Below are 24520 nucleotides of genomic sequence, written 5' to 3' on the forward strand. Positions count from 1 at the left end.
GCTGTCCCGCACCGTGGCAGGGTCTACTTCGGACACAAGCGGACCCGAATTGCCAAGGCGGCGGCGGTCCTGCTCCAACTGCGTCTCCGCATTCTGCGCTAGCGCCGCTGTTGGCAAAATAACACCTGCCACGCTAACGGACTGGCACAAAAGGGCCAGACGCCACCGCAGGGGGGATGTTTTTCGTAAAAATATCATGGAATCAAGCCTGTTTTCCCCACCCCTTGTCAGGGTGTGCTGTTGAATTGAATGCGCGTGTGGGAAAAAGAGCTGTCAGGTATAAAGTAGCATGGTCGACCATCCATCTCCGGCACCCCCGTCCGGCGATCAAGGTATGAGCGACAACGGCAGGTCTCCTGACTTGCGGATCAACGCATCAGGCCCAACCTTCCCGGTTGCTGGGCAACCAGTGGCAGCGGTGTGGAACACCGCTCGGGCCAGATACTCTCCGCCTACAGTTGCGGGGGCAGTCGCCGACTGAATCTCCCTTGGGGGAGAGTACGGCATTCCCTTTTACTCCGCTTGCGCGGGACCGTTGGCTATGATGCATGCGCAATAGCCCATATTTTACCCGATTTGCAACGCAAAAACCCACCCCATGCGCCACGGCCCACCACTATGGCGCAACGCAAACAGGGGACCGGACCTTGCTTTTTGGGCCATTTGGCCTCCAATGGCGGGCCAACCCCCCCAAACGTGACCCAACACACCAGACCCACCCATGGACCCACGCTACCGCATTCCCCCCCTGTCCGCCCTGAACGCCTTTGTCGCTTTTGCCCGCACCGGTGGCATACGGCGGGCGGCTACGGAACTGCGCGTGGACCATGCGGCCATCAGCCGCCATATCCGTGACCTTGAACTCTCGCTGGGCATTTCCTTGCGTGACAAGACTACTGGCAGCCTGACACAGGCAGGCCAGACCTATTACGACCGCATTGCCCCCCTGCTGGACGGGCTGGCTACCGCCACTGCGGATATGCGTAACCGCGTGGCCCCGCTAACCGTGACCTGCGCGCACGGCTTTGCCTACCACTGGCTGCTGCCCCGGCTTTATGCTTTTCGCAAATCGCACCCGCATATGGAGGTACTACTCCGCTCGGTCGATGCCAGTGCAGCGTTCCATGTAAGTGGCGTGGAATCCACCAACCATGCCCAGATCGGCTATGTGCGCGAGGGGAGTACCACGCCCGAGCCACGCACCATCCGCCACATGGCCATTGCCCGGCCGCCGGTTTTTCCCGTGGCGTCACCCCATTGCATTCAGGCCCTTGGTGGCCAGCCCCGCACAACGGAGGACCTGCTGGACGCCCCCCTGCTGCACGAGGAGGACGATACGGAATGGCGGCGCTGGTTTGCGGCACAGGGGGTCCATGCCTCCGTCATTCCCACCGCGGGCAGGTTGTGGCAGGCCCATATTACACTGGCCGCCGCCCGCGCGGGCGAGGGCATAGCCCTTGGCAACCCGTTTTTGCTGGGAGATGACCTGCTGACCGGGCGGCTGGTGCGCGTGCAACCCACCCAGACCCCGCTCAAGGCCACACCTCTGGGCGCTTACGTGCTGCGCGCCTCCGAACAGATGTGGGAAAAACCCTCCCTGCGCACCTTCCGCGACTGGCTGATGGAACAGGTGGCGCAGGAGATGGACAACCCCCTGCACCCTCCGGCCTGAGGGCCCAGACCAGAGCAGGTCTGGTGCCGCACGGATGCGGTGTTGATTTTTTATCACCACCTACGCACCAAAAAATCGCCTCCCATCTGCCAATAAAAACACTTACGGAACGAACATGTTTGTCCCGCCCCAACCACGGGCCGGACCATATGACCGCCAACCGGAGCCAAACCTGAATGATCACCACCAACAAAGACCTGCTGGCCCGCCGCAACAACGCCGTGCCGCGCGGGGTTTCCACCTCCACCCCCATTTTTGCCGACCGGGCCGAAAACGCGGAACTGTGGGACGTGGAAGGCCGCCGTTACGTTGACTTTGGCGGCGGCATTGCCGTGCTGAACGTGGGCCACCGCCACCCCAAGGTTATGGCTGCGGTGCAAAAGCAGCTCGAACGCTTTACGCACACGGCTTTTCAGGTTTCGGCTTACGAGTCCTACATTGAACTGGCCGAAAAGCTGAATGCGCGCGCGCCCTTCTCTGGCCCGGCCAAGACCATTTTCTTCACCACCGGTGGGGAAGCGACCGAAAACGCGGTCAAGATCGCCCGTGCGGCAACCGGCCGTAACGGCGTTATTGCCTTTTGTGGTGGCTTCCACGGCCGCACGCTGCTGGCCTCGGCCATGACCGGCAAGGTCCTGCCCTACAAGGCTCCCTTTGGCACGCTGCCGGGTGAAGTGTACCACATCCCCTTCCCCGATCATGACATTACGGTCGAAGACAGCCTGAAAATGCTGCACTTCCTGTTTGCCGCCGATATTGCGCCAAGCAATGTGGCCGCCATTATTATTGAACCCGTGCAGGGCGAAGGCGGGTTCCGCGTTGCCCCCACAGCCCTGCTCAAGCACCTGCGTACGCTGTGCGACCAGCACGGCATCAAACTGATTGCCGATGAAGTGCAGAGCGGCTTTGGCCGGACCGGCAAGCTGTTTGGCATTGAACACTCCGGCGTGGAACCGGACCTGATCTCCGTTGCCAAGTCCCTTGCCGGGGGCATGCCGCTCTCCGGTGTTATTGGCCGTGCGGACCTGATGGACAGCGTCCCCCCCGGCGGGCTGGGCGGCACCTACGCGGGCGCTCCCCTTGCCTGTGCGGCGGCCCTTGCCGTGCTGGACGTAATTGACGAGGAAAAACTGCTCGACCGTGCCAACGCCATGGGCGAACGCCTGAAGGCGCGCATTACCGCATGGCACAAGCGCACGGACCTGCTGCCCGTCAGCATGCCGCGCGGGCTGGGGGCCATGATCGCGTTTGACATTCTGGAACGCCACGCAGGCGTGGAACAGCGCGCGGGCTTTGCCTCCAAGGTTTGCGCCAAGGCATGCGAAAAAGGGCTGATCCTGCTGGCCTGCGGCGTACAGGGTGCAACCATTCGCATTCTGACCCCCCTGACCGCCTCCGATGCGCTGCTGGATGAAGGTCTGGATATTATTGAACAGATTCTGCTCGAAGACGCCAAAGTCTGATCATCCGTCCCTGACGGCCGGTTCCTGAGCAAAAGGCGATTCCCTTCCCCCATGGGGGCGGGGCATCGCCTTTTTGTTTGCCCCTGCCACAACGCATTACGGGCAAAAGCGGGAGAAAGGTCATAGTCAGGCCATGATTATCCATTAGGTTAAAAAAGAATTTAAACTGATGGAGAGGAGCGCATGACCGCGTTTGCAGCCTACTGGCAGGCCTTAAAAACAGGGCTTGTCAGGCTCCGTACCGCGCACCGCACCTTCTGGCGGGTCCGCAACGCGGATCACTGATATGCAACCAGCGCGCAGGCCCATGTGCGCCCATGCCAGGCATGGCTTATAAAGATTGACATTCCTTGCGCTCAGGTTCGACAATACCGCGTGTTTTTTAAATCATCAGAATAAACGGGGCATCCTCATGTCTTCTTCCATTTCAAGCCTGAGCGGCAGCAGCGCTGTTAACAGCCTGTTTGGCACATCTTCTTCGAGCAGCACGTCTTCGGGCTCTTCTGCCTCGGGTAGCAGCAGCTCCTCCTCCTCTTCTTCCACCACGACCACCAGCCAGACATTCAATGCCGATGGGTCCATTACAACCATCGTCAAAGACGCTGCTGGGGATATCCTGTCCGAAACCACCACGGGTGGCTCCTCGGGTTCGGCATCCGACTCCGCACAGAACGACACCAGCGGTCTGGATACGTACGCCTGATTTTCTGACCGGAAAATCTGGGGGCTCTTTGCAGCGCCCGTAAAAAACCCGCCATTCCAGACCGGAAGGCGGGTTTTTTATTGCCGTGGGTTACGCGGGCTTACTTTTTATCGTCGTCCGTAAAGCCGTTGTGAATATCGTGCCCGACGGCACTGCCCGTGTTGCCAATTTTCTGGCCGGTCCGTTCACCCCAATTGCCCACGTCATGTGCGGCGCTGGTGGTGCCGGTTTTGGTTTTATCCCAAGCTTCGGACGTACCGGACTTGGTCTTGTCCCAGACCTTGGCACTTCCGGACTTGGTTTTATCCCATGTTTTGTCCGTCCCGGTTTTGGTTTTGTCCCAAGCCTCGGACGTGCCTGTTTTGGTCTTGTCCCATGCTTCGGATGTGCCGGACTTTGTTTTGTCCCACGCTTTTTCCGTGCCCTGACGGGTAGAATCCCATGCTTTGGTCAAAGCACCGGGTTCTTCCGCATGTGCGGGGGCTGCGGGCAGGCTTACAGCAAATACGGCCGCACCCACCATGGTCATCAAAGCGGTAGCAAACGACTGTTTGGTCATTAGGCCATTCCTTCTTAAATATCTGACAACGTCTTGTGCTGCCTAGGTCTGAAGCCCCTTTGTGGCAAATGTAAGCCCCTTCCTTATCTGTAATCAGAAAGGCGTGACATCACCGGGCATGCTGTCCAGTGCCGCTTGCAAAATGTAGGCCGCGGCCAGCTTGTCCACCGCCTCCGCCCGCTTTGCGCGCGACAGATCCGCCTCCTGAATAAGCATCCGGTTTACCGCAGAGGAGGACAGGCGCTCGTCCCACAGGCAGGCGGGGAGCCCGGTCTGCGTGGACAGGTCCATGGTCCAGTCCCGGGCAGCCTGTGCTGCGGGGCCGAACGACCCGTCGAGCGAGAGGGGAATACCCACAACCAGCCCCACCACCCCATGCTCCTGCGCAATAGCGCGAATAAGGGTGGCCATCTGCCCCAACTTGCCGCGCTTTACGGTCTGGAAGGGGGAGGCAACTATGCGGGATACGTCAGACAACGCCAGTCCGACCTGTTTGCGCCCGGGGTCTATGCCCAGCAAGCGGGCATGTCTGGGCAGGGTGGCAGCCAATTGGGGAAGAGTGAGAAGAGTCATGCCCCATGGTATGTTGCCTTCCGCGCGATTATGCTAGGTGCAATTCTCTATTCAGACTGAAGAAAGAGGGGCCCACTCTCATGTCGCTAGACCTTGCGACCACCCGACGCATCGCAAAACTGGCCCGTATAGGGCTTGAGGAACACGCGCTGGAGGCCACGCGCCAGAAGCTGAACGGTATTCTGGGCTGGATTGACCAGCTTGCCGAGGTGGATGTTACGGGTGTGCCGCCCATGGTGGGAACGGAAACCGAAACCCTGCGCCAGCGTGAAGACAAGGTGACCGACGGCAACTGCCGCGACGCCCTGATGGCCTGCGCGCCCGAAACCTCTGGCCCCTTCTATACCGTACCCAAGGTGGTGGAATAATGCTGACCGGTTTGACCCTAACCCAAGCCCGTGCCGGGCTCACCACCCGCAAATTTTCCGCGCGGGAGCTGGCACAGGCCCATCTGGACGCCATTGGCCGCCTGAACACCGCCCTTAACGCCTACATTACCGTACTGCCCGAAGCCGACGTGCTGGCCAGCGCGGATGCAGCGGATGCCCGCTACGCAGCAGGCACCCAAGGCATTATGGACGGCCTGCCCATTGGCGTAAAAGACCTGTTCTGCACCAAGGGCGTGCGCACCACGGCAGCGAGCAAAATGCTGGCCGACTTTGTGCCCCCGTATGAGAGCACGGTGACCGCCAACCTGCTGAACGCTGGTGCGGTGTTCCTTGGCAAGACCAATCTGGACGAATTCGCCATGGGTTCGGCCAACATCAACTCAGCCTTTGGGCCGACCACCAACCCATGGAAGCGCAAGGGGGATGAGGCAACGGCTCTGGTGCCCGGTGGCTCCTCGGGTGGGTCTTCCGCCGCTGTTGCCGCGGGCATGGCGCTGGCCGCAACCGGGACCGACACGGGCGGCTCCATCCGCCAGCCTGCCGCCTATTGCGGTATTGTCGGCCTTAAGCCCACCTATGGCCGGTGCAGCCGCTGGGGCACCATTGCCTTTGCAAGCTCCCTCGATCAGGCAGGCCCCATGACCCGCAGCGTGGCCGATGCCGGGCTGATGCTCGAAGCCATGGCGGGGTTTGATGCCAAGGACAGCACAAGCTCCAACCGTGCGGTGCCCGAGTTCCACAAGGCCGTGGGCAAAAGTGTTAAGGGCCTGCGCGTTGGCATTCCCGCCGAATACCGCGCCCCCGGCCTGCCAGCCGATGTGGTGGCCATGTGGGAACAGGGCATTGCGTGGCTGAAGGCCGCAGGGTGCGAGGTGGTGGATGTCTCCCTCCCCCACACACGCTACGGGCTGACCACCTACTACATTATTGCCCCGGCCGAATGTTCCTCCAACCTTGCCCGTTACGACGGCATCCGCTTTGGCATGCGCAAGGACGCACCAACGCTGGACGGCGTGTACGAAGCCACCCGTGCCGCAGGCTTTGGGCAGGAAGTGCGCAACCGTATTCTCATGGGCACGTATGTTCTGTCCGCCGGGTATTACGATGCATACTACCTGAAAGCCCAGAAGGTCCGCACCCTGATCAAGCGCGACTTTGAAACCGCGTTTGAAACCGTAGACGTGCTGCTGACCCCAACGGCCCCGTCCGCGGCCTTTGCACAGGGCGAGAACATGGACGACCCGGTGCAGATGTACCTCAACGACATCTTTACCGTACCCGCCAGCATGGCCGGTGTGCCTGCCCTTTCCGTCCCCGTGGGGCTGAATGATGCCGGGTTGCCACTGGGCTTGCAGGTTATTGGCAAGCATTTTGATGAAGAAACCGTGCTGTCCGTGGGCGGCGCGCTGGAAGCGGCGGCAGGGTTTACGCACGTACCGTCCGTCCATGCGGGAGCAGGCGCATGAGCTACACAATTGAAGGCCGTACCGGCACATGGGAAATTGTGGTCGGGCTGGAAGTCCATGCCCAGATCATCAGCCATTCCAAGCTGTTCTCCGGGGCTTCCACCACCTTTGGGGGCGCCCCCAACACACAGGTCAGTCTGGTGGATGCGGCATTCCCCGGCATGCTGCCCGTGATCAACCACGAATGCGTGGCTCAGGCCGTGCGCACCGGGGTGGGACTTAACGCACAGATCAACCTGTTCAGCCGCTTTGACCGCAAGAACTACTTTTACGCCGATCTGCCTCAGGGCTACCAGATCAGCCAGTTCGAGCACCCCATTGTCGGCAAGGGCGTGGTCAGCATTGAGCTACAGAATGGCGATGTGCGCGAGATCGGCATTACCCGCCTGCATATTGAGCAGGACGCAGGCAAGCTCCTGCACGATCAGGACCCCACCAAATCCTTTGTGGACCTCAACCGCTCCGGTGTGGCCCTGATGGAAATTGTGAGCGAACCTGATATTCGTGAACCAGAGGAGGCCGGGGCCTACCTGCGCAAGCTGCGCCAGATCCTGCGCTACCTTGGCACCTGCGATGGCAACATGGAAGAAGGCTCCATGCGGGCCGACGTAAACGTCTCTGTCCGCAAGGCGGGGGAACCCTTCCGCACCCGCTGCGAGATCAAGAACGTCAACTCCATCCGCTTTGTCATGCAGGCCATCGAGGTGGAAGCTGCCCGTCAGGTGGAAATCTGGGAAAATGGTGGCGAGGTTGATCAGGAAACCCGCCTGTTCGACCCCGGCCGGGGCGAAACCCGGACCATGCGCTCCAAGGAAGACGCGCATGACTACCGCTACTTCCCCGACCCCGACCTGCTGCCGCTGGTGCTGGAGCAGGCATGGGTGGACGAACTGGCCGCCAACCTGCCCGAACTGCCAGATGCAAAGCGCGCGCGCTTTCAGGCCGAATACGGCATTGCCTTCTACGATGCCGGGGTGCTGGTAGCCGAGCAGGCCGTCGCCGAGTATTACGAGGCCGTAGCCCGTGGGCGGGATGGCAAGCTGGCTGCCACATGGGTCATGGGCGACCTGTTTGCCGCCCTCAACCGCACCAGCAACAGCATAGAAACCAGCCCCGTCAGCGCGGCCGCACTGGGCAAAATGCTGGACCTGATTGCCGACAAGACCATTAACGGCAAAATTGCCAAGGAAGTCTTTGAAGACATGGTGGAAACGGGTGAAAGCCCCGATGCCATCGTGGAAAAAAAGGGCCTGCGGCAGGTCACCGACACGGGTGCGATTGATGCGGCCATTACCGCCGTATTGGAAAAACACCCAGACAAACTGGCCGAATACCGCTCCGGCAAGGACAAGCTGTTCGGCTTTTTTGTGGGGCAGGTCATGAAGGAAACCAAGGGCAAAGCAAACCCGGCCATGGTGAACGAAGCGCTGAAAGCCAAGTTGGACGCATAAAAGCGCCGGGATAAAAAATAACACCAAATTACGCATCTGGGGGTTTGACGGAACGCGCCAAACCCCCTAAAAGCAGCAGTGCAAACGTCGTGTCTGCACTCTTCGGCGGAGGGGTGGCCGAGAGGCTGAAGGCGGCGGTTTGCTAAACCGTTATACCGGGAAACTGGTATCGTGGGTTCGAATCCCATCCCCTCCGCCAACTCCTTGATTTTCTTGGCCTTTATGGGCTTCAAAAATCAAGAGTGCATCGAGACAGCATAAAAACGGTTTAAAAATTAGCTAAAAAAGTGCATCGAGAGTGCATCGGATGCATCGAAATTTTTGTGCATTGAATCGCTTTATATCCATGAAGCCATCCGATGACATTATGTTAATCGCTTGCAAGAGTCCTATAAATGGTATCCCTAGAGACTCGATAACGCTGTGCGATTGCTCTGATGCTTTGGCCTTCCTGATGTGATTTCAGCACGTCATCACGAGCAGAAGGAGATAGCTTTTTCCTTCTTCCCCAGTTTCCGCCGTTCTCGTTTCTGAATGACTTAATGCCTGCCTTTGTTCGTTCCTTGATGATCTCTCTTTCCCATGATGCAACACTGGCAAGAATCCCAATTATCAGGGAACCTGCTGATCCGCTTGTATCTGCTCCAAGCTGAAGGATACGGACGCCGATACCTTTATCTTTTAACTCACGTATCAAGCTGAGAACGTCAATTGCATCGCGTCCCAATCTATCTAGCTTTATGACTGTTAGCGTATCGCCTTTTTGGAGTTTTCCGAGCAATTTACCAAGGACTGGCCGAGAATGTGCGACAACTCCGCCAGAGATATGCTCCGAGAAAATATTATTTTCTGGCACGCCAGAGTTAACCAATTCTAGTTTTTGAGGTTCTGTTTTTGTTCTTCTGTTGAGACTCTTGTATATCCATAAATCATTGTTAAAATTCCTTTTTTATATAAAATTATTATATCATAAAACCGACATAGCTATTTGCGACACTACCAGCCTTTAAAATCCTGACATTGATAAAACAGTGTCAGGTATGTCGGAATACGGGCGTAATACGACATATCAAAACATATCTGGAAAAATATCTTTTAGTAATTTTTCGATAATTCTGATTTCGTTGATTTCGTCTGTTGTCTTGTTTTTCGAGTTATCTAAGAGTTTTAAACGATAAAGCAGATAATCTGATGTTTCATACCAAAATGAATAATATCCATCATCATTGGGATGAAGTTCGATAAATTCGTTTGTCTCTGTATTGAATTCAACACGTTTAACTAGACTTTTGAGAAAATCTTGATGTTTCTTTTCCTTGTTCTGTCTGTATCTTTTACTTTTTTCAGATGATGTCAGACGAGTGCCATCCTCTTTTATTGTTTTTCTCATTTTTTTAATCCTTTATTTTACAATGTTATTGATTATTTTCTGACGATGAAGTTCTTTAAATTTCTCTGTTAAATCTTTAGAAATATTTTTAATTTCTTTTTCTAATTCATCACATTTTTCTTTATTGTATATAAGTTTTTCATATTGTTTTTTTGTCTTATAATTCATAAATTTTATGTATTCTCGTCTGTGTTGATTAGATTGAGAAGATAATTTAATCTTTTCATTAATCAGATCATCAATTTCTTTAATGATGATATCTATTTTTTCTTTATTAGTCATTTTTATAATCCTATAATTAAATCTCTAAATTACCGTCATCATCAATCCAGATAACATCGCCGTCTATTGTTCTTTCACCTGTGTCATGCAGAGTATTCCCCCAACTATCTTTGAATGATTTATATTTTTTATATCCAGAAAGAATTGGATTTCCGTAAAAATCTTCATCTAGATTCATTGGCCCATTGCCATAATTATCTTTACTCATTTTTTTATTCCTTTTTTTTATGACACATAATAATGTGTTCTTATTTATTACTATATCATAAAGTCGCGCTACTTTTGAAAATTAATAATAATTGGAAAAAATGAATAAATACCGAGACTTTTTATATGTTTGTATATACTATTTTTAGAATATCATAACAGATATGCAAAATTATCATTGATATGTTTTACATAAAATTCATCAAAAACTCTAATAAATCAGTCGCACCAACTGCAAAAAGCGGTGGAAAAATAAACAACCAAAATATAAATTTTATCGGGCTAACATCTGTATATTCATCTTCATTTTTCATTTTTTTAATCTCTTTTTTCTTTATATTATAACATAATATATAAAAACTTATCGACCATATGAAAATGTTTTCTTTTTCTTTTGTCCTGAATTTTTTGGAAATTCGACAACATTAGATTTTTCTCTATCATTATCTTTATTTTGTTCCTGTTCGTTTTCTGGTTCTGGTCTGATGTCTAATAAATAGCGATTTTCTTCGCGTTTATGTGCTTCAATGACGGCTTTCCTTGCTTTTTCAATGTCCAGATTTTCCTGTGCTTCTTTAAATTCTTTCTGTCCTTTTTCGTCCAGTGTTAGAATATTGATATCTCTGACGATATTTAGCTTTTGCAATGATAGTTTTGCGTGAAAAACTTCATCTCTATTTTTCCATTGCATGAGTTCGCTATCTCTTTCGAACACTTTTAAAACAGCTATTGAATCAAGACACTTTGCACGTCCCTGATTTTCGAATAGAAGTCTTGCATATTTATTTGTTTCATATTCAAGTTTATAATTATTTTTTTGTTCATCAGTAAGATAGTCAAAAGCAACTGGCTTATTTGGATTCAGTCCAATCTTGTGCATCATGCAGTGAACGATATACATCGCTAATAATATAAGTTTTTTACGTTCTTCTTCTTCTTGTTTTTCTTTACTAGCGACTCGTTTGTTTTTGAAGAAATAAGCGTTTTCTTTTAAGTTTTTTATATCGCTTTGAATTGATCTGAGTGTTTTTCTCTTATCAAAAAATTCATCGAGTTCTTCTTTAAAGTTTTTGTATAAAAAATTATGGACTTGTTTATCTGTGATTGTTTTCAACTTAGGATGCGGTTGATCTATTATATCAACTAGTGATTTTTCTCTATCGTCTAATATGTCATTCCATGACGGTTTTAATTCAGGTTTATTATTTTTCTTCATATCTTCGAGCATTTGTTGAGCAAATTTTTTCTGGTTTGCTAATGACTCTTTTAAGAGTTTTTCTTTTTCAGATTGTTCTTTATTGAATTCGCTAACAGCTAATTTTTCTTCTCTGCTCATGCCTTCGCTGGCTTCTGCTTTCGCTTCGTTTGTTGTATCTGTTCCAGTGCCAATTTCTGGCTGTTCTGGCGCTGTCTGTGGCTGTTGTGTGGTTTGCTCCTGGACTTGTTCCTGGTGCTGTTCTGTAGGCTTCTGAGACGGTTCAACAGGCGGAGCCTTTGCCAGCTTATCCAATGCGATTGTATCGCGTTGGGTAGGGCTGGCTACCTCTATTTTGGCAACTTCATAATCTCCTTTAAATTTCTCGAATTCATCTTTTTTCATGCCAAGAATGCGGTCGACTGATCCGACTAATTTACCGTTTTCATCATTCAGAATTAACTTTTTCTGACCTTGTTCGATTGTCCAGCCATACTCTGAAATTGCACCAGCAAACGCCTGAAGATTATCGCAAGTTTTGACTAATTCTTTGCATGTGTTTCTGATTTCGAAACTGTTCATTCCGTTACGTTGTTGTTTTTGATATTGTCCATCGCGTAAAAAGCTATTTGGCAATTCGCCTTGCGTTAGATGAAATAATTTATCTTTATATTCGTCTGGAACATTGTGCCATACAGCTACGTTATGCCTACCTTTTACAAGTTCGAGACCATTATCGACCTCGAACATACGAGCGATTTTTTCCTGTCTTTGATACAGATTATCAAATCTCTTTACGTGTCCGTTCTCTGGATCGACTAATCGGATCGCCAAATGCAGGTGACGCGGGTCTCTGTCGCTTTGGTGGTCTGTGTAGGTATGAATAGAAGCGAGAAGAATATCATCATCTGAGATATTTAATTCTTTTTGAACATAATTTTTTATCAAGTCTTTGAATTGTTCGTTTGTGAGTGGCTCTTTGCTTGATAATTGAAAATGTCGGATAGCGTTTTTTCGGTCGTAATGAATTCCGTCTTCAAGTGCATCTTGAACGTCTTGTTCATTGCCTTTAAGCAGTTCAATTTCTTCATTTTTATCATTTGTAGCAAAATAATTATAGATATCAGAAGCCTTTGAATCTGATACCATCGGATTAGATTTAATAATCATGATTCATCATCTGACCCTTTTCAATTTTGCATTTACGTTATTTCGCAAGCTGTTAATAATTTCGGGTAATCTGCTGATATCTGCATTTTCGCCAGCGTTTAGCTTGTGAGCAATTTGATTGATGTTATTCCCGATTTGAGCCAGTTCCTTGCGTATTCCTGCAAGTTCATCAGCAATTTTTGCACCGCCTGAGATGTCATTCAGAAATGACGATCTACCGATAACCGAGACTTTCTTTTTTCTTTGCTTTGCATATGCGTGAATTCTTTGATGTTCTTCGTCTGAGACTCGTATGTGAATCATTTTATCTTTCATTAATTTATTCCTTTAATGAGATACATTATATCAGATATTTTTGCATTTGACGGGTAAACGGAAATAACCTTATTTTATAGTAGCCAGCCCTACCCAACGCGATACAATCGCATTGGATAAGCTGGCAAAGGCTCCGCCTGTTGAACCGTCTGGAATCAAGTCTAAACAATTGGTGAATTTTCATTTTGAGGTAAGAGAGTTGTCTAAAAAACAGAAATTACGCGAAAGAATGTTTGTGGAGCAAGCATCAAAACTTTTGGATGAAAATTGGCGTCTCCACTCCACAGAGCGTCCTGATTTTATTATATCAACTCAAGTTGAAGAATTCGGTCTTGAAGTGACGGAATGTCACGCGGGAAAATATTCAAAAAAAAAAGGTTCACAAGCTGTTAGGGAAGAAGTCACGCGTGATCGGGAACTGCAAAATATAAAGCAGAAATGTATTTCTATATATCCACATATAAAAAATTGGAGATTCCAGTATGTTTCAAATACTGGAACAATTCCAGAAGATGAAATAATACAATCTATAAAAACTATAAATCAAGATAACTCTGAAAATTCTGAGACGATAGATATTATTGGAATATTAAAAAAATCTGGTCTCCCGAATAAATTAGGAACCCTTTTTATTAGCAAGGGATATGGGGACGAATGGATTTATGTAAATGATATGTGTGGATGGGTTCATCCGAGCGCGGACAATTTCCAGAAGTGCATAGATACAAAAGCAAAAAAAATTTCTGATTACAAAGGAAAAATAGAAGATATACGCTTGCTAGTAGTAGCTGATGCATTGATGAATAGTGGAAAAGCATCTCTTCCTCATGATTTTTTTCCCAATATACATGGATTTCACAAGGTCTATTATCTGTATAACCCTATGTGGATAACAGAATTTCCATCAGGAATAACTAAATCTGTAGATAGTCGTTTTCCTACTCGTGTTTATTGAGATAAATCCCGCCAGATTTTCAGTTCTGGCAGGTCTCCCAAGATTTTCTGATTCACAATAATTTTGTAGCTTCAAATTAATATCAGATTTTTTTGAGATTCCGCACCTTGTTCTCTCAATATGTGATTTTTGTGCCAATCTGCTGAAATGTCTGATACTATTGCCTTGCGTTGGTCTGATTAAGCCTTTTCCTTCTCCAGAAGGAGGAGGCTGACCCCTAGATTTTTCACATTCCCAATAATAAAAATTATCCAGCATACATTCTTGGTTATTATATACCCAACATGGAACATAGTTATAAATATCACCGAATTCATTGATAATTTTATATGTTCTCAATTTCATAGATACAGAGAACTCATTATCAATCAGATTTTTGAATTCCCCAAAGTGTATACAATGTAAATACATTATCTGAATTTTCTGAATGTGAGTTTTCAGATAATGAAAATCTTTATGTCTAGCAGATAACAGATTTAATCTTTCATCTGAAAACCCACGAATTAAGAGAAGTATCATACCGTTCGGTTGTTTTTTCATCATTAGCTTATGGGATATTGATATCCTCTTATCTGATAAATCTTTGTATTTTTCATTATGATAAACAGCATTATATCTGGCTTTTATATCGCGTTGCAAACCGATGAAATTTATATAAGTGTCTGATTTATTTGAATCTTTTAATGCGTATGATATCAGATTAAAGGCTTGCCAGATGTCTTTAATTGCTTCGTTTCGTCTGTCTTGTTCATTCGGAAACTGCTGAAGGATAACAGATTCAACATATTCCCGATGTTCGGATGATACATATAGCTGGATATGATAATGTGGTGTTTCATCTTTTTGCAATTCAAGAACTGACATTCCTAATAAGAGAATATCTTTATTTTTTAGAATTCTTTTTATCTTTTTCCATCTTTTTGATATTTCGTTTTTAGCTGTTTCATATGAACAATTATGGAATTCACTTTCCAGAGTTAGCGATAAAAACAACCCTTCATACTGCAAAAAGTTTATAGCAAAATCATCAACATGTTCAGCTATCGAATGATTAACAGCGTATTTTTTTCTCTGATTAAATTGCTTAATGTCATGAGCAGATAAACCAGAATCTTCATTCTTCGAATCTGGAATAATGATATAAGATTTCTCGGAATCCTGTTTATCTGTATCAAATTGCTGTTGAAACAGATCATCTTCTGGTCTGACATTAATGTATCGTCTGAAATTCCTACGTAATAAGTTCGATTTTCTGGTTAATCTCTTACCTGTGATTCGTTGTTTTTCTCGTATTTCATCGTATGACAACGACATCAATCCAAAGCCGTTTACAATGTCATTTGGCATTGAATCGATGAATTCGACAATGTGTTCAGCTACTTCGTCCAGACTGTAAGAATGGCAGTTTTCCGCGATTTTTTGACTGATTAAATTTTTATAAGTGTGATGTAGAGATAATAAATTTTTCCATAAATTCGGATAATAATTTCTTAGATATATCTCAATTTGTTCATATCGCACATTTCCCTACAATTCCCCAGATGCTGATTTTATTCTTGAAAATTGTGTATAATGTCTTATATAAAAATAACATTGTTCAAATTCCCTTTTTGGTTAGTTCTGGGTGGTTCCAACCGTTAGAGAATATTGTAACACAAAAATAAGCGGGATAGAGAAATCTACCCCGTTTTTTTTGTTATTTACGAAATCTTTGTAAGTTTTTCCCTGATATCAGCTTCGGATGCATTGACGTATCTGAGAAGTGTTTGTGCTGTTCGATGTCCTGACATACTAGCCAATGCTCCGATACTTAAGCCGACATCTGCCAATCTTGAGAGTGCTTCATGTCTGATATCGTGCAGTCGAAGGTCGGGGCATCCTGCTAATTTTCTGGCTTTTGCCCAATCGTTTGATACATCTGATTCAGACATTGAGAATATTCTATCGGATGGTTTTTTATTTCTCATTAATTCTATAACGCAAGCTGTTGCATTTTCTGACAGATGGACAAGGCGAGGATGTCCATTTTTTGTATCTTGTTTTCGAATAGAGTAACCGAATTGACCATCTTGAATTTCTGATACTGTTGTTCTGAGTGTCTCGGATTTCCGCATACCAGTTGATAATGAGATAATAATAAAAGGTATCATTTCGCTGGCATGGGTTCCGCCAGCCAATGCGGAAAATAGTGCGTTTTCTTCGTTTCTGTTGAGTCGTCTTTGTCTGGGTGGTGGTGATGGTGGTAGCTGGATGTCTTTGACTGGATTTTTTAGTCCTTCGATATTCCACCCGCCTTTTGTAATCGGTTTGATTGCAATTTCAAAGACAGCAGATAACTGAAACAGGTCGTTCCTGATTGTCGAAGGAGATGCGGGAGAACCATCTTTTTTTCGTCTGTTTTTCATCCATTTGAATAATGCTTCTGGTGTGATGTCGATTATGGATTGCAATCCAAATTCGCTATTTTCCCACATTTTTAGACGATCATACATTGATTTAGACGATTTAAATCTGTGTAATTCTTCGTCAATGTATCTGTTAATTGCTAATCCTAGCGGGATTAATTTATCCATATCCTCTTTTGTTAGTAGTTCAGCGGTTCCTGTTTTGTTGCCGTCCTCATCAAAAAAGACAACAGGTTCAGGATTATCAATTTCGATATAGTTTGGTGTTTCAGGTTTGAGAAATTTCATCTGATCGAATGGCCGATGCGGATTTGCTCGACATGCATCTATCTCGGCCAGCACGTTACGTTCCCACATAGTTGCATCGCCTTTTTTAGCGAAGCTTTTACTAAGATTTGGGAAGCCTTTCCGTCTGATCTGGACAAACCACATTCCAGTATCTGACCGCTTATAAATGCTCATGATATCAACCTGCCATAAAAGTGCATCGGGATTGCATCTTGTGGATGATTATATGATTAAGAATATGAAAAACAATAATAATTATTGTTTTGCTAAACCGTTATACGATGTCAAGTCGTATCGAGGGTTCGAATCCCTTCCCCTCCGCCAAAGCCTCCTTACAATCCAGCTAAAATCACCAATAAAAATACCAGATTTGCGCGCGTATCGGCCAATCCAATGTGCTGTGCGATTTATCGCAGGCCAGTCGGTCCAATATGGTGTGAATGTGGGCGTAAGTCTTGCTGGTTATTCAACCGCCGAGTCCACTTACCAGAAAAATGGGGGCAGGCTAGCTCCGCCCCATTGACTGACCAGTGCGACCTTGTTCCCTCGCGCTCATTCTCAACTGCTCAGCGCTGGGGTATTGCTCTCACTCCCGAACATGGCAAGCAGGTCCGCCTTCAGGCAAAAAAGGTCAGAAGGCAATAACGCTGACCTTGTGTGACCGGAGAGACCTCATGCAGGGCAGAGGCGGAAAATATGATTCCATTCCCCGTATCCGGCGTAAAGTGATGGTCATTATATTCGGGAAAAAACAAGGACCCACCTTCAAATTCTTCATTCAGATTAACCGAAAGCGCAAATTTACGGAATGCTGTCTGGGGCGCATTATTATCCCTGTGCCGCCGGAAATATCCGCCGGTTTCATCGTACCGGGCAATAAGAATACGGTCGATGCAGGTTGCCTCAAACTGGAACGCTTTTTTTATTTCGGGCACACAGCGCACAGTCAGAACATCGGTAATAGCCTGTGCTAACGGGCTGTTTTGAGGGAGCAAAAAATCGCTCCTGTGCTTTTTTGTCCGGTCAATACGAAAGAGCGGTTTTCCATCCGTATCCGTACTGGCCATACCCCCTGTTGTGTGAACAGAATTTTCAAATTTTTCTATCAACATACGGAAAAAATCTTGACCGAACAGTAGCGGAGACAAAAGAACAGGTACGGGTACGTCCTTATTATGTCTTACATTTAGCTGTTTTGCTGCATCAACGGCCTGAGCAATCGCGTCTTCCTCTGCCGTTACGGCTGTTGCATACACAACATCCAGCGCACGGCTTACAACAGACACAATGCTATCCTGACGATCGTTGCCGGGTAATGTAACCGCCTGATCAGGACAGACCAGAATACGGATACCGGCATATAAATCACCTGCTTCACCTTGCACGGACTGTGCAAAGGACTCACCACCCCTGCCCGAAACAAGCAGAATAACATCCGTGTGGTGGCGCTGTAACTCTGCTTGCTTTTTGTGCAATGCTTCACACATAGGTGCCAGAACCTGTGGGGCCGCCTGAAGCATGTCAATAACCAGAGAAGCGCGACCGGCCTGATCATCAGAAGAGTAAAAATTCCCCTGAGCATCAAGTCCATAATAAAGTGCAGGCGTAATCATAAGGAAAACTTTGTCAGTATATAAAGTTATTTTTATACATGGGTTCCTGCTCAGGTTTTTACCAAACCAGACCATGCCCCACGGCGGATTGGCCATAATTTGCGTATCCGAGGGACATAACAAGGTTATCTGGTCTGCAATCGTGCTATTCAGTAAACGCAAACGTGCTTTTTTCGTGCCGAAAAACTGGCACGGGAGGCTCCGCATCCGTTTTTGGAATAACGAAAAATTTCATATTTTTTCATGAACTTTATATTTCGTCTGAAAACAGAGCCACGCAGGCCAACCCTTTTTAAAAAAGCCCGCAGACCGTCCAGACAAAAATCTAAAATATATATTAAAATCCTATAACGTCTGCAAAGCATACAGGCGATGGTAAAGCCCATCCTCCTGCTGAACCAGTTGCGCGTGTGGGCCATCCTCTACAATCTGGCCGTGGTCAAACACCAGTATGCGGTCGAGCCCCACCACAGTGGACAGGCGATGCGCCACAACCAGCACCGTGCGACCGTCCATCAGCCGTTCCATGGCCTCCTGCACCTGTGCCTCGGACTCGGAATCCAGACTGGCCGTGGCCTCGTCCAGCACCAGAATACGGGCATCGGCCAGAAAAGCGCGGGCAATAGCCACGCGCTGGCGTTCCCCACCCGAGAGCTTGATACCCCGTTCCCCCACCAGTGTTGCGTAGCCTTCGGGCAGGCGTTCTATAAACTCCGCGGCGTTGGCCAGACGGGCAGCCTGTGCAATCTGCTCAGGCGTGGCGTCTGGCCTGCCATAAGCAATGTTTTCGGCCAGCGAGCGATGGAACAGAATGGGCTCTTGCGGCACAAGGGCAATCTGACGCCGCAGGTCGGACTGGCGCACAGTGGCCGTGTCCACGCCATCAATCAGCACCTGCCCGCTGTTTTGCGCGTAAAGGCGCAAAAGCAGCTTGGTAAAGGTGGATTTGCCAGACCCCGAAGGCCCAACCAACCCAACCCGGCTCCCCGGTGCAATCCGCACCGACAGGTCGGTAAAAAGCGGGGTCTGCTGCCCCGGATACTGGAAGGTCACGTGGTCAAACGCGATGGCTCCGTGCGCTACGTGCAGGTCAACGGGCTGGGCGGGGTCTGGCACCCCGGCGGGTGTCCGCCACAGCAGAAGCAACTCCTCCATTTCGTTGACCGAACGCTGCACGACCGAGACCTGCTGCCCGATATCGCGCAGGTAGCCCTGCACCAGAAAGGTCATGGTCAGCACATAGGCCACATCCCCCGGCCCCGCACGGCCCTTGCACCACAACCATACGGCGGCTGCCGCCAGAGCCAGACGCATGACCACCACGGCGGCGGACTGGATGTTGGCGCTGTCGGTCCCGCGTATCCACATCCGCGCGGTTGCGGTGCGCCACTGGTCCAGTGTGTGGGCCAGTCGCTCTTCCTCGCGCGCTTCCGCCCCAAACGCCTTGACCACGGCATTGCAGGTCATGGCGTCGGCAAGGGCGGCCCCCACCCTGCTGTCCCCCGCATTGGCGGCCTGTGCGGAAGGGGCCACGTAACGCAGCGTCAGCATGCACGAAAGGGCCACAAATAGTGCCGACAGAACCCCAAGCATGGCCCCCATGGCGGGCCAGTGCCAGCCCAGCACCAGCGTGGTCAGTACCAGCAGGCAGAACTCGGGCAGCAGCATGAGCAGGAGTGTGTCATCCAGCATGTCCACCGCCCACATGCCGCGTGTCAGCCGCCGCACGGTGGAGCCTGCAAAGGTATTGGCGTGCCAGTCCGTGCTCAGGCGCTGCACATGCGCAAAAGACTCCGTGCCGATCTTTTGCATGACCCGCGTGGTCAGCCGCGTAATGCCAAGATAAGCGTAACGTTTAGCCACAACACTGCCAAACCCGCAGGCAGCAAGGGCTGCGACCATCCACACCGCATCATGCAGCCGGGCGAACTGGCTGGCCGGTTCCGCCACGTCGGAGACCAGACGGCCCGCCGCCAGTGGCATCAGCACATCCGCCAGTGTTGCCAGCAACACCGTGCCCACGGTAACCGCCAGAGGCAGGGGAAAAGCCAGCCACAGGCGGATGACAAAACCCAGCACATCAACAAACAGGGATGTTTTTCGCGCAGTAGAGGGTGTGCGCGAAGCAGAAGTGACCATGAACCAGAAATCCGAAAAAAGCACATTCATCCGCACCGGCGGGGCAAGTGATCAGTCTGTATCGTGAAGGCGCGATATTGCGCAAATCCGCCTCTGCTGGAAAAATGGCGTCCCCCGCCCCTTTGCGATACACAAGCCCCATGCCCCCCAAAAGCCCGCGCAAAAGCGCGACCAGCCCCTCCGCCACGCAACGCGCCCCCGCACAGGATGGCCCCATGGCCGAGCCCCGCACGCAAACACCTGCCGCATCAGAGAACCCCGGTTCCGCCACGCGCGCACGCAAAGCGGGCGGCAAGGCGGGACAAAAAACCGACAAACCCGGCAGCTCCCGCGCTGTGGCCAGAACCGGAGCCACATCGGCCAGAAAGACCGCAACAAAACCCCGTGCAAAAGCTGCGGCAGCGGCCCCCACCAGCACTCCCCCCCAGACCGCCCCGCGTGATATGAGCAAGGCAGAGGTCCACCAGTTCCTGACCGATTTGTCCCGCGCATGGCCGGATGCGCAGACGGAGTTGCACTACACCACGCCCTTTACGCTGCTGGTGGCTGTTGTGCTGTCCGCTCAGGCAACGGATGCCTCGGTCAACCGCGTAACCCCGGCCCTGTTTGCCGCCGCCCCCACCCCGCAGGCCATGGCCGCACTGGGGGACGAGCAGGTGGGGCAGTTGATCCGCACCATCGGGCTATGGCGCAACAAGGCCAAAAACGTGGTCGCACTCTCCCACCAGTTGCTGGCCGAGCATGGCGGGCAGATCCCCCACACGCGCGAAGAGCTGGAAAAACTGGCAGGCGTTGGGCGCAAGACTGCCAACGTGGTGCTGAATGTGGCGTTCAACCAGCCCACGGTGCCGGTGGATACGCATGTGTTCCGGCTGGCCAACCGCTCCGGCCTTGGCCGAGGCCGCACCGTGGAGGCCGTGGAAAAAAAGCTGGAAGCACGCATTCCGCTCCCCATGGTGCGCGATTCCCACCATTGGCTCATTCTACAGGGGCGTTACGTGTGCAAGGCGCGCAAGCCCGAGTGCTGGCGGTGCGCGGCACAGCAGAGCTGCCTATTCCCCGATAAAACACCCCTCCCCCGGCCCAAAGCCCCACGTGTAGCACTGTAACCGGGGCTGGGCGGAGCAAAGGGCGTTACAGCCAGCCGAGCAGTTCGCGCCGGACGAGCTTTTCCAGCAGGCTGATGCTGGCGGGGCTGTCGTTCAGGCAGGGCACCAGAGTAAAGGACTCGCCGCCCGCCTTCAGGAACTCCTCGCGCACTTCGTGGCCAATTTCATCCAGTGTTTCCAGGCAGTCGGCCATAAAGCAGGGTGTGACCACCGCAATACGTTTGATCCCCTTGGCCGGGAGTGCCGCAATAAAGGGCGCGGTGTAGGGTTCCAGCCATTTGGTAGGCCCAAAACGGGACTGAAAGGTCATGGGCAGGGTGGTCTCGTCCATTCCCAGTTCGGTGCGCAGGGCGGCAACAGTGCGGGTGCATTCCGCCAGATACGAATCGCCCTTGTCCACATATTGCTGTGGCAGACCGTGGAAGGAGGCAACAACCATCTGGAACGGCTGGTCCGCGTGCATCTGCTCCTCGCGGATGGAGGAGGCCACGGCGGTAATAAAATCCGGATCATCGGGGAAGGACGGCACGGTACGGATGGCGGGCTGGTTGCGCAGCTTCATCAACACCCGAAAAAGCTGGTCATTGGCCGTGGCCGTGGTGGTTGCACTATATTGCGGGTACAGCGGCAGGCACACAATGCGGTCACACCCCTGCTCCATAAGCGAGCGGAGCGCCTGTGCCACGGATGGGCGGCCATAGCGCATGCCCCACGCCACCGGCACGCCATCGGCTACAAACTGTTCGGCCAGTTTTTCGCCCTGATGGCGGGTGTAGGTGCGCAGGGGGCTTTCGTTCCGTTCGGCGTCCCACACACGGGCATAGGCCCGGCCACTACGGCTGGGCCGTGTGGTCAGGATGACACCTTGCAACAGAGGTTGCCAGAACAGGGGAGAGCCCTCGATAACCCGACGGTCAGACAGGAACTCGGACAGATAGGCGCGCACGGCGCGGTACCCCGTGCCCTCGGGCGTGCCAAGGTTAAGCAGCAGCACACCCGGCCTGCCACGGGACGGCTGCCCCTGAGCGGACTGTTGGGCCTGTGGCGGAATATGGTGGAAAACCATGCAACCTCTTTATTTCTTTTTACGGCCCGACCCGAAGGGCCGTTTACCGGGTGTGCTGACACCGCCTTAATTCATGCACGATGCAGGAAGTCATATCCTGTTGACATACATTTTTGCATAATTGATGGCAGGGATGCGGTTTTGGCCTGCGCCACAGGCAACAAAAATCCCTCCCCGACATCCTGATTGGAAAAACGCTCCACACGGGCCGCATAAACCACCACATTAAGCGTAAAATGCGTGAACACATGCTTAACAGCACCCGCGTTGCACCACTGGGCGGCAACGGGTGCATGGGTCAGAGCTTCGGCCTCGGTCCATGGTGCTGCGCGCCAGTCTGTGCCGGGCAGTTCGGTCATGGCCGCCAGCAACCCGGTCTCTGGCCGTTTGCGCAGCAGCACCTGGCCTGCCGCGTCCATAACCATAAAATGCACGCCATAACGCACGGGGCGTTCAGCCTTGGGGGCCTTGCGCGGCAATGTGGCCGCCGTGCCCTGTGCATGCCCCGCACACACACCCTGCCATGGGCACAGCCCACAGGCGGGCTGGCGCGGCGAACACAGCGAAGACCCCAGATCAAACAGAGCCTGTGCAAAATCGGACGGGCGGGCGCGGGCCGGGGCATCCGTATTCAGCCCGCTGGCCAGTTGCGCCAGTGTTTTGCGCGCGGCGGGCAGTGGGTCCTGCACGTTATACAGGCGCGCCGTTACGCGCTCCACATTGCCGTCCACCGGCACAACCGGCACGCCAAAGGCAATGGCGGCCACGGCGGCGGCTGTGTACGCGCCAATACCGGGCAGGGCGCGCAGCCCCTCCACAGTGCGGGGGAAGTCCCCCACAGCCGCCACAGCCTGTGCGCAGGCATGCAGGTTGCGCGCGCGTGAATAGTAGCCAAGCCCAGCCCACGCAGCCAGCACATCATCCCGCGGGGCGGCGGCCAGCGCCTGAACAGTTGGAAATTTTTCCACAAATCTGAGATAATACGGCCCGACAGCCTTGACCGTTGTCTGCTGAAGCATGATCTCGCTCAACCAGACCCGATACGGGTCGGGTGTTTCCCCCTCCCTGCACCGCCATGGCAGGGTACGGCGGTGTCTGTCATACCAGTGCAGCAGGGCGTGGGCGGGTGGCGTAATCACGGAGGCTGTTATGGCGAAGGAAGTTCATTCGGGCAAGGCGGGCAAGGCGGGCACACCCGCACGGCAGGCCAGCACCACCCGCAAAGCCGCACCCCGTGCGCGTGCGAAGGAAGAGGCACCGCCCCCACCACCCCGCAGGGTGATGAAGGCCCGCACACTGGCGGCCCTGCTGCCCAACGTGACTGCCCCCGCCTTCCGCCGCCGCTCCCCCACGGGGGCCATGCTGTTTGCCCGCTGGGCCGATATTGTAGGCCCCGCCCATGCCGCCGTTACCACCCCCCACAGGCTGAGTGCCGCCACGCTGACCGTCGCCTGCGCCGGACCTGTTGCCATGGAACTGCAACATCAGGCGGACATGCTTATGGCGCGGATCAACACATGGTGCGGGGAGCCACTGGTGGCGCGGCTGCGCTTTGTGCAGGACCCAACGGCAGGCACACGCCGCAGGCAGCCTGCGCGCAAAAACCACGCCCCCACCTGCGCCCTGCCCGACATGCCAGATGATTCGCTCCGCACCGCGCTGGAGCGGCTGGGCACGGAAATTTTACAGGCCATGATAAAAAAAACCTAACAAATTTAAAGAGTTATTTCTTTTATTGTCATGGTTTTATGACAAAGCCGCTTAGCGCTTGAAATTGACACATTGTCGGTGTTTTAAGACCCCGCGCCAGATGCGCAGTGGCACTCTTGTGCAACAGTCAATAGCAGAGCAGCTTAACTAACAGGACTTATGATTATGTTGCGTAAACCCGGCACCACGCCAGGGATTACTACCCCCGCCGCCCTGAAAACGTTGAGGCAGCATGGGCCAGAAACCCTGTCCGATCTCCAGTTTCTGGAAAACTGGACAACCCGGCCGCGCTACACCGCAGCCAGTGTGCTGCGTGCAGGCCAGATCCGCCGCACAAACCCGGACCTGATGAACGACATATCCGCAGGCATGCGCCAGCGCGGCAAATAACCCCGGCAGG

25 protein-coding genes, 1 tRNA gene, 1 pseudogene and 1 riboswitch are annotated in these 24520 nt (G+C 51.6%); of the genes and pseudogenes, 11 read left to right on the top strand and 16 right to left on the bottom strand.

Translation table 11 applies throughout. From position 1 onward, the window contains the following. A pseudogene (locus GOB86_RS10015) lies at positions 1-198 on the bottom strand (carbohydrate porin); the annotation flags it as partial. A 131-nt stretch (positions 199-329) separates the two neighbouring features. Continuing rightward, positions 330-552: riboswitch (cobalamin riboswitch) on the bottom strand. 169 nt (positions 553-721) lie between these two features. On the opposite strand from GOB86_RS10015, the gene GOB86_RS10020 reads away from it, so the two are divergent. From GOB86_RS10020 to GOB86_RS10030, 3 genes are all read left to right on the top strand, one after another. Then, positions 722-1672: a LysR substrate-binding domain-containing protein gene (locus GOB86_RS10020; RefSeq protein WP_165992196.1), complete on the top strand. Its 951-nt coding sequence runs from the start codon at positions 722-724 to the stop codon at positions 1670-1672. 179 nt (positions 1673-1851) lie between these two features. Further along, entirely contained in the window at positions 1852-3135 is a 1284-nt protein-coding gene (gabT, locus tag GOB86_RS10025) for a 4-aminobutyrate--2-oxoglutarate transaminase (RefSeq protein WP_253544102.1), read from the top strand. A gap of 412 nt (positions 3136-3547) precedes the next feature. After that, the gene (locus GOB86_RS10030) at positions 3548-3838 is read left to right on the top strand and encodes a hypothetical protein (RefSeq protein ID WP_165992198.1); all 291 of its coding nucleotides are present in this window, start codon (positions 3548-3550) and stop codon (positions 3836-3838) included. Positions 3839-3938: 100 nt separating this feature from the next. Here GOB86_RS10030 and GOB86_RS10035 read toward each other — a convergent pair whose 3' ends face one another. Next, positions 3939-4397, bottom strand: a complete 459-nt coding sequence (locus GOB86_RS10035; protein WP_194301162.1) for an endoglucanase — start codon at positions 4395-4397, stop codon at positions 3939-3941. Positions 4398-4490: 93 nt separating this feature from the next. After that, positions 4491-4970: a Holliday junction resolvase RuvX gene (gene ruvX / locus GOB86_RS10040; RefSeq protein WP_165992199.1), complete on the bottom strand. Its 480-nt coding sequence runs from the start codon at positions 4968-4970 to the stop codon at positions 4491-4493. Positions 4971-5050: 80 nt separating this feature from the next. Here ruvX and gatC point away from each other — a divergent pair, with 80 nt between their 5' ends. The 4 genes from gatC to GOB86_RS10060 all read left to right on the top strand — a co-directional run bounded on the left by gatC (position 5051) and on the right by GOB86_RS10060 (position 8475). Further along, positions 5051-5338, top strand: coding sequence for an Asp-tRNA(Asn)/Glu-tRNA(Gln) amidotransferase subunit GatC (gatC, locus tag GOB86_RS10045; protein ID WP_165992200.1), 288 nt, complete (start codon positions 5051-5053; stop codon positions 5336-5338). Next, positions 5338-6825: an Asp-tRNA(Asn)/Glu-tRNA(Gln) amidotransferase subunit GatA gene (gene gatA, locus GOB86_RS10050; RefSeq protein WP_165992201.1), complete on the top strand. Its 1488-nt coding sequence runs from the start codon at positions 5338-5340 to the stop codon at positions 6823-6825. The genes gatC and gatA overlap by 1 nt, the downstream gene beginning before the upstream one ends. After that, a complete protein-coding gene (gatB, locus tag GOB86_RS10055; RefSeq protein ID WP_165992202.1) occupies positions 6822-8276 on the top strand; it encodes an Asp-tRNA(Asn)/Glu-tRNA(Gln) amidotransferase subunit GatB in 1455 nt (484 codons plus the stop codon). The genes gatA and gatB overlap by 4 nt, the downstream gene beginning before the upstream one ends. Before the next feature lie 107 nt (positions 8277-8383). After that, positions 8384-8475 (top strand) — tRNA-Ser (locus GOB86_RS10060). A 171-nt stretch (positions 8476-8646) separates the two neighbouring features. On the opposite strand, the gene GOB86_RS10065 is transcribed toward GOB86_RS10060, so the two are convergent. The 7 genes from GOB86_RS10065 to GOB86_RS10090 all read right to left on the bottom strand — a co-directional run bounded on the left by GOB86_RS10065 (position 8647) and on the right by GOB86_RS10090 (position 12835). After that, entirely contained in the window at positions 8647-9198 is a 552-nt protein-coding gene (locus GOB86_RS10065) for a recombinase family protein (RefSeq protein WP_338421523.1), read from the bottom strand. A 147-nt stretch (positions 9199-9345) separates the two neighbouring features. After that, complete coding sequence (locus tag GOB86_RS10070) at positions 9346-9666, bottom strand: hypothetical protein (protein WP_165992204.1); 321 nt, start codon at positions 9664-9666, stop codon at positions 9346-9348. Positions 9667-9678: 12 nt separating this feature from the next. After that, a complete protein-coding gene (locus tag GOB86_RS10075) occupies positions 9679-9948 on the bottom strand; it encodes a hypothetical protein (protein WP_165992205.1) in 270 nt (89 codons plus the stop codon). Positions 9949-9964: 16 nt separating this feature from the next. Next, on the bottom strand, positions 9965-10156 hold the full coding sequence (locus GOB86_RS10080; RefSeq protein WP_165992206.1) for a hypothetical protein: 192 nt from the start codon (positions 10154-10156) through the stop codon (positions 9965-9967). A gap of 187 nt (positions 10157-10343) precedes the next feature. Continuing rightward, a complete protein-coding gene (locus GOB86_RS16390) occupies positions 10344-10469 on the bottom strand; it encodes a hypothetical protein (RefSeq protein ID WP_277875472.1) in 126 nt (41 codons plus the stop codon). A gap of 47 nt (positions 10470-10516) precedes the next feature. Beyond that, positions 10517-12520 (bottom strand): hypothetical protein, encoded by a 2004-nt coding sequence (locus GOB86_RS10085; protein ID WP_165992207.1) that lies wholly within the window; start codon positions 12518-12520, stop codon positions 10517-10519. Between the two features lie 6 nt (positions 12521-12526). Continuing rightward, on the bottom strand, positions 12527-12835 hold the full coding sequence (locus GOB86_RS10090) for a plasmid mobilization protein (protein WP_165992208.1): 309 nt from the start codon (positions 12833-12835) through the stop codon (positions 12527-12529). Between the two features lie 112 nt (positions 12836-12947). On the opposite strand from GOB86_RS10090, the gene GOB86_RS10095 reads away from it, so the two are divergent. Next, positions 12948-13790 carry a hypothetical protein gene (locus GOB86_RS10095; RefSeq protein ID WP_165992209.1) on the top strand — a complete coding sequence of 281 codons (843 nt, stop codon included), beginning with the start codon at positions 12948-12950 and terminating at the stop codon, positions 13788-13790. Here the strand turns inward: GOB86_RS10095 and GOB86_RS10100 are convergent. The 4 genes from GOB86_RS10100 to GOB86_RS10115 all read right to left on the bottom strand — a co-directional run bounded on the left by GOB86_RS10100 (position 13740) and on the right by GOB86_RS10115 (position 20235). Continuing rightward, entirely contained in the window at positions 13740-15311 is a 1572-nt protein-coding gene (locus GOB86_RS10100; RefSeq protein ID WP_165992210.1) for a replication endonuclease, read from the bottom strand. The genes GOB86_RS10095 and GOB86_RS10100 overlap by 51 nt on opposite strands. 179 nt (positions 15312-15490) lie before the next feature. Beyond that, a complete protein-coding gene (locus GOB86_RS10105) occupies positions 15491-16657 on the bottom strand; it encodes a site-specific integrase (protein WP_165992211.1) in 1167 nt (388 codons plus the stop codon). Positions 16658-17100: 443 nt separating this feature from the next. After that, entirely contained in the window at positions 17101-18096 is a 996-nt protein-coding gene (locus GOB86_RS10110; RefSeq protein WP_165992212.1) for a 2OG-Fe(II) oxygenase family protein, read from the bottom strand. Positions 18097-18441: 345 nt separating this feature from the next. Beyond that, on the bottom strand, positions 18442-20235 hold the full coding sequence (locus GOB86_RS10115; RefSeq protein ID WP_165992213.1) for an ABC transporter ATP-binding protein: 1794 nt from the start codon (positions 20233-20235) through the stop codon (positions 18442-18444). Positions 20236-20678: 443 nt separating this feature from the next. On the opposite strand from GOB86_RS10115, the gene nth reads away from it, so the two are divergent. Further along, the gene (nth, locus tag GOB86_RS10120; RefSeq protein ID WP_165992224.1) at positions 20679-21344 is read left to right on the top strand and encodes an endonuclease III; all 666 of its coding nucleotides are present in this window, start codon (positions 20679-20681) and stop codon (positions 21342-21344) included. Positions 21345-21369: 25 nt separating this feature from the next. Here the strand turns inward: nth and hemH are convergent, their stop codons facing one another. Together hemH and mutY are read right to left on the bottom strand one after the other, a co-directional pair. Next, entirely contained in the window at positions 21370-22410 is a 1041-nt protein-coding gene (gene hemH / locus GOB86_RS10125; protein ID WP_165992214.1) for a ferrochelatase, read from the bottom strand. 71 nt (positions 22411-22481) lie between these two features. Beyond that, positions 22482-23549, bottom strand: a complete 1068-nt coding sequence (mutY, locus tag GOB86_RS10130; protein ID WP_165992215.1) for an A/G-specific adenine glycosylase — start codon at positions 23547-23549, stop codon at positions 22482-22484. A gap of 10 nt (positions 23550-23559) precedes the next feature. On the opposite strand from mutY, the gene GOB86_RS10135 reads away from it, so the two are divergent. Then, positions 23560-24120 (top strand): DciA family protein, encoded by a 561-nt coding sequence (locus GOB86_RS10135; protein WP_194301163.1) that lies wholly within the window; start codon positions 23560-23562, stop codon positions 24118-24120. A gap of 165 nt (positions 24121-24285) precedes the next feature. Further along, the gene (locus GOB86_RS10140; RefSeq protein ID WP_165992216.1) at positions 24286-24510 is read left to right on the top strand and encodes a hypothetical protein; all 225 of its coding nucleotides are present in this window, start codon (positions 24286-24288) and stop codon (positions 24508-24510) included. Positions 24511-24520 lie beyond the last annotated feature (10 nt).

Source organism: Acetobacter lambici (assembly GCF_011516885.1).
Lineage (GTDB): Bacteria > Pseudomonadota > Alphaproteobacteria > Acetobacterales > Acetobacteraceae > Acetobacter > Acetobacter lambici.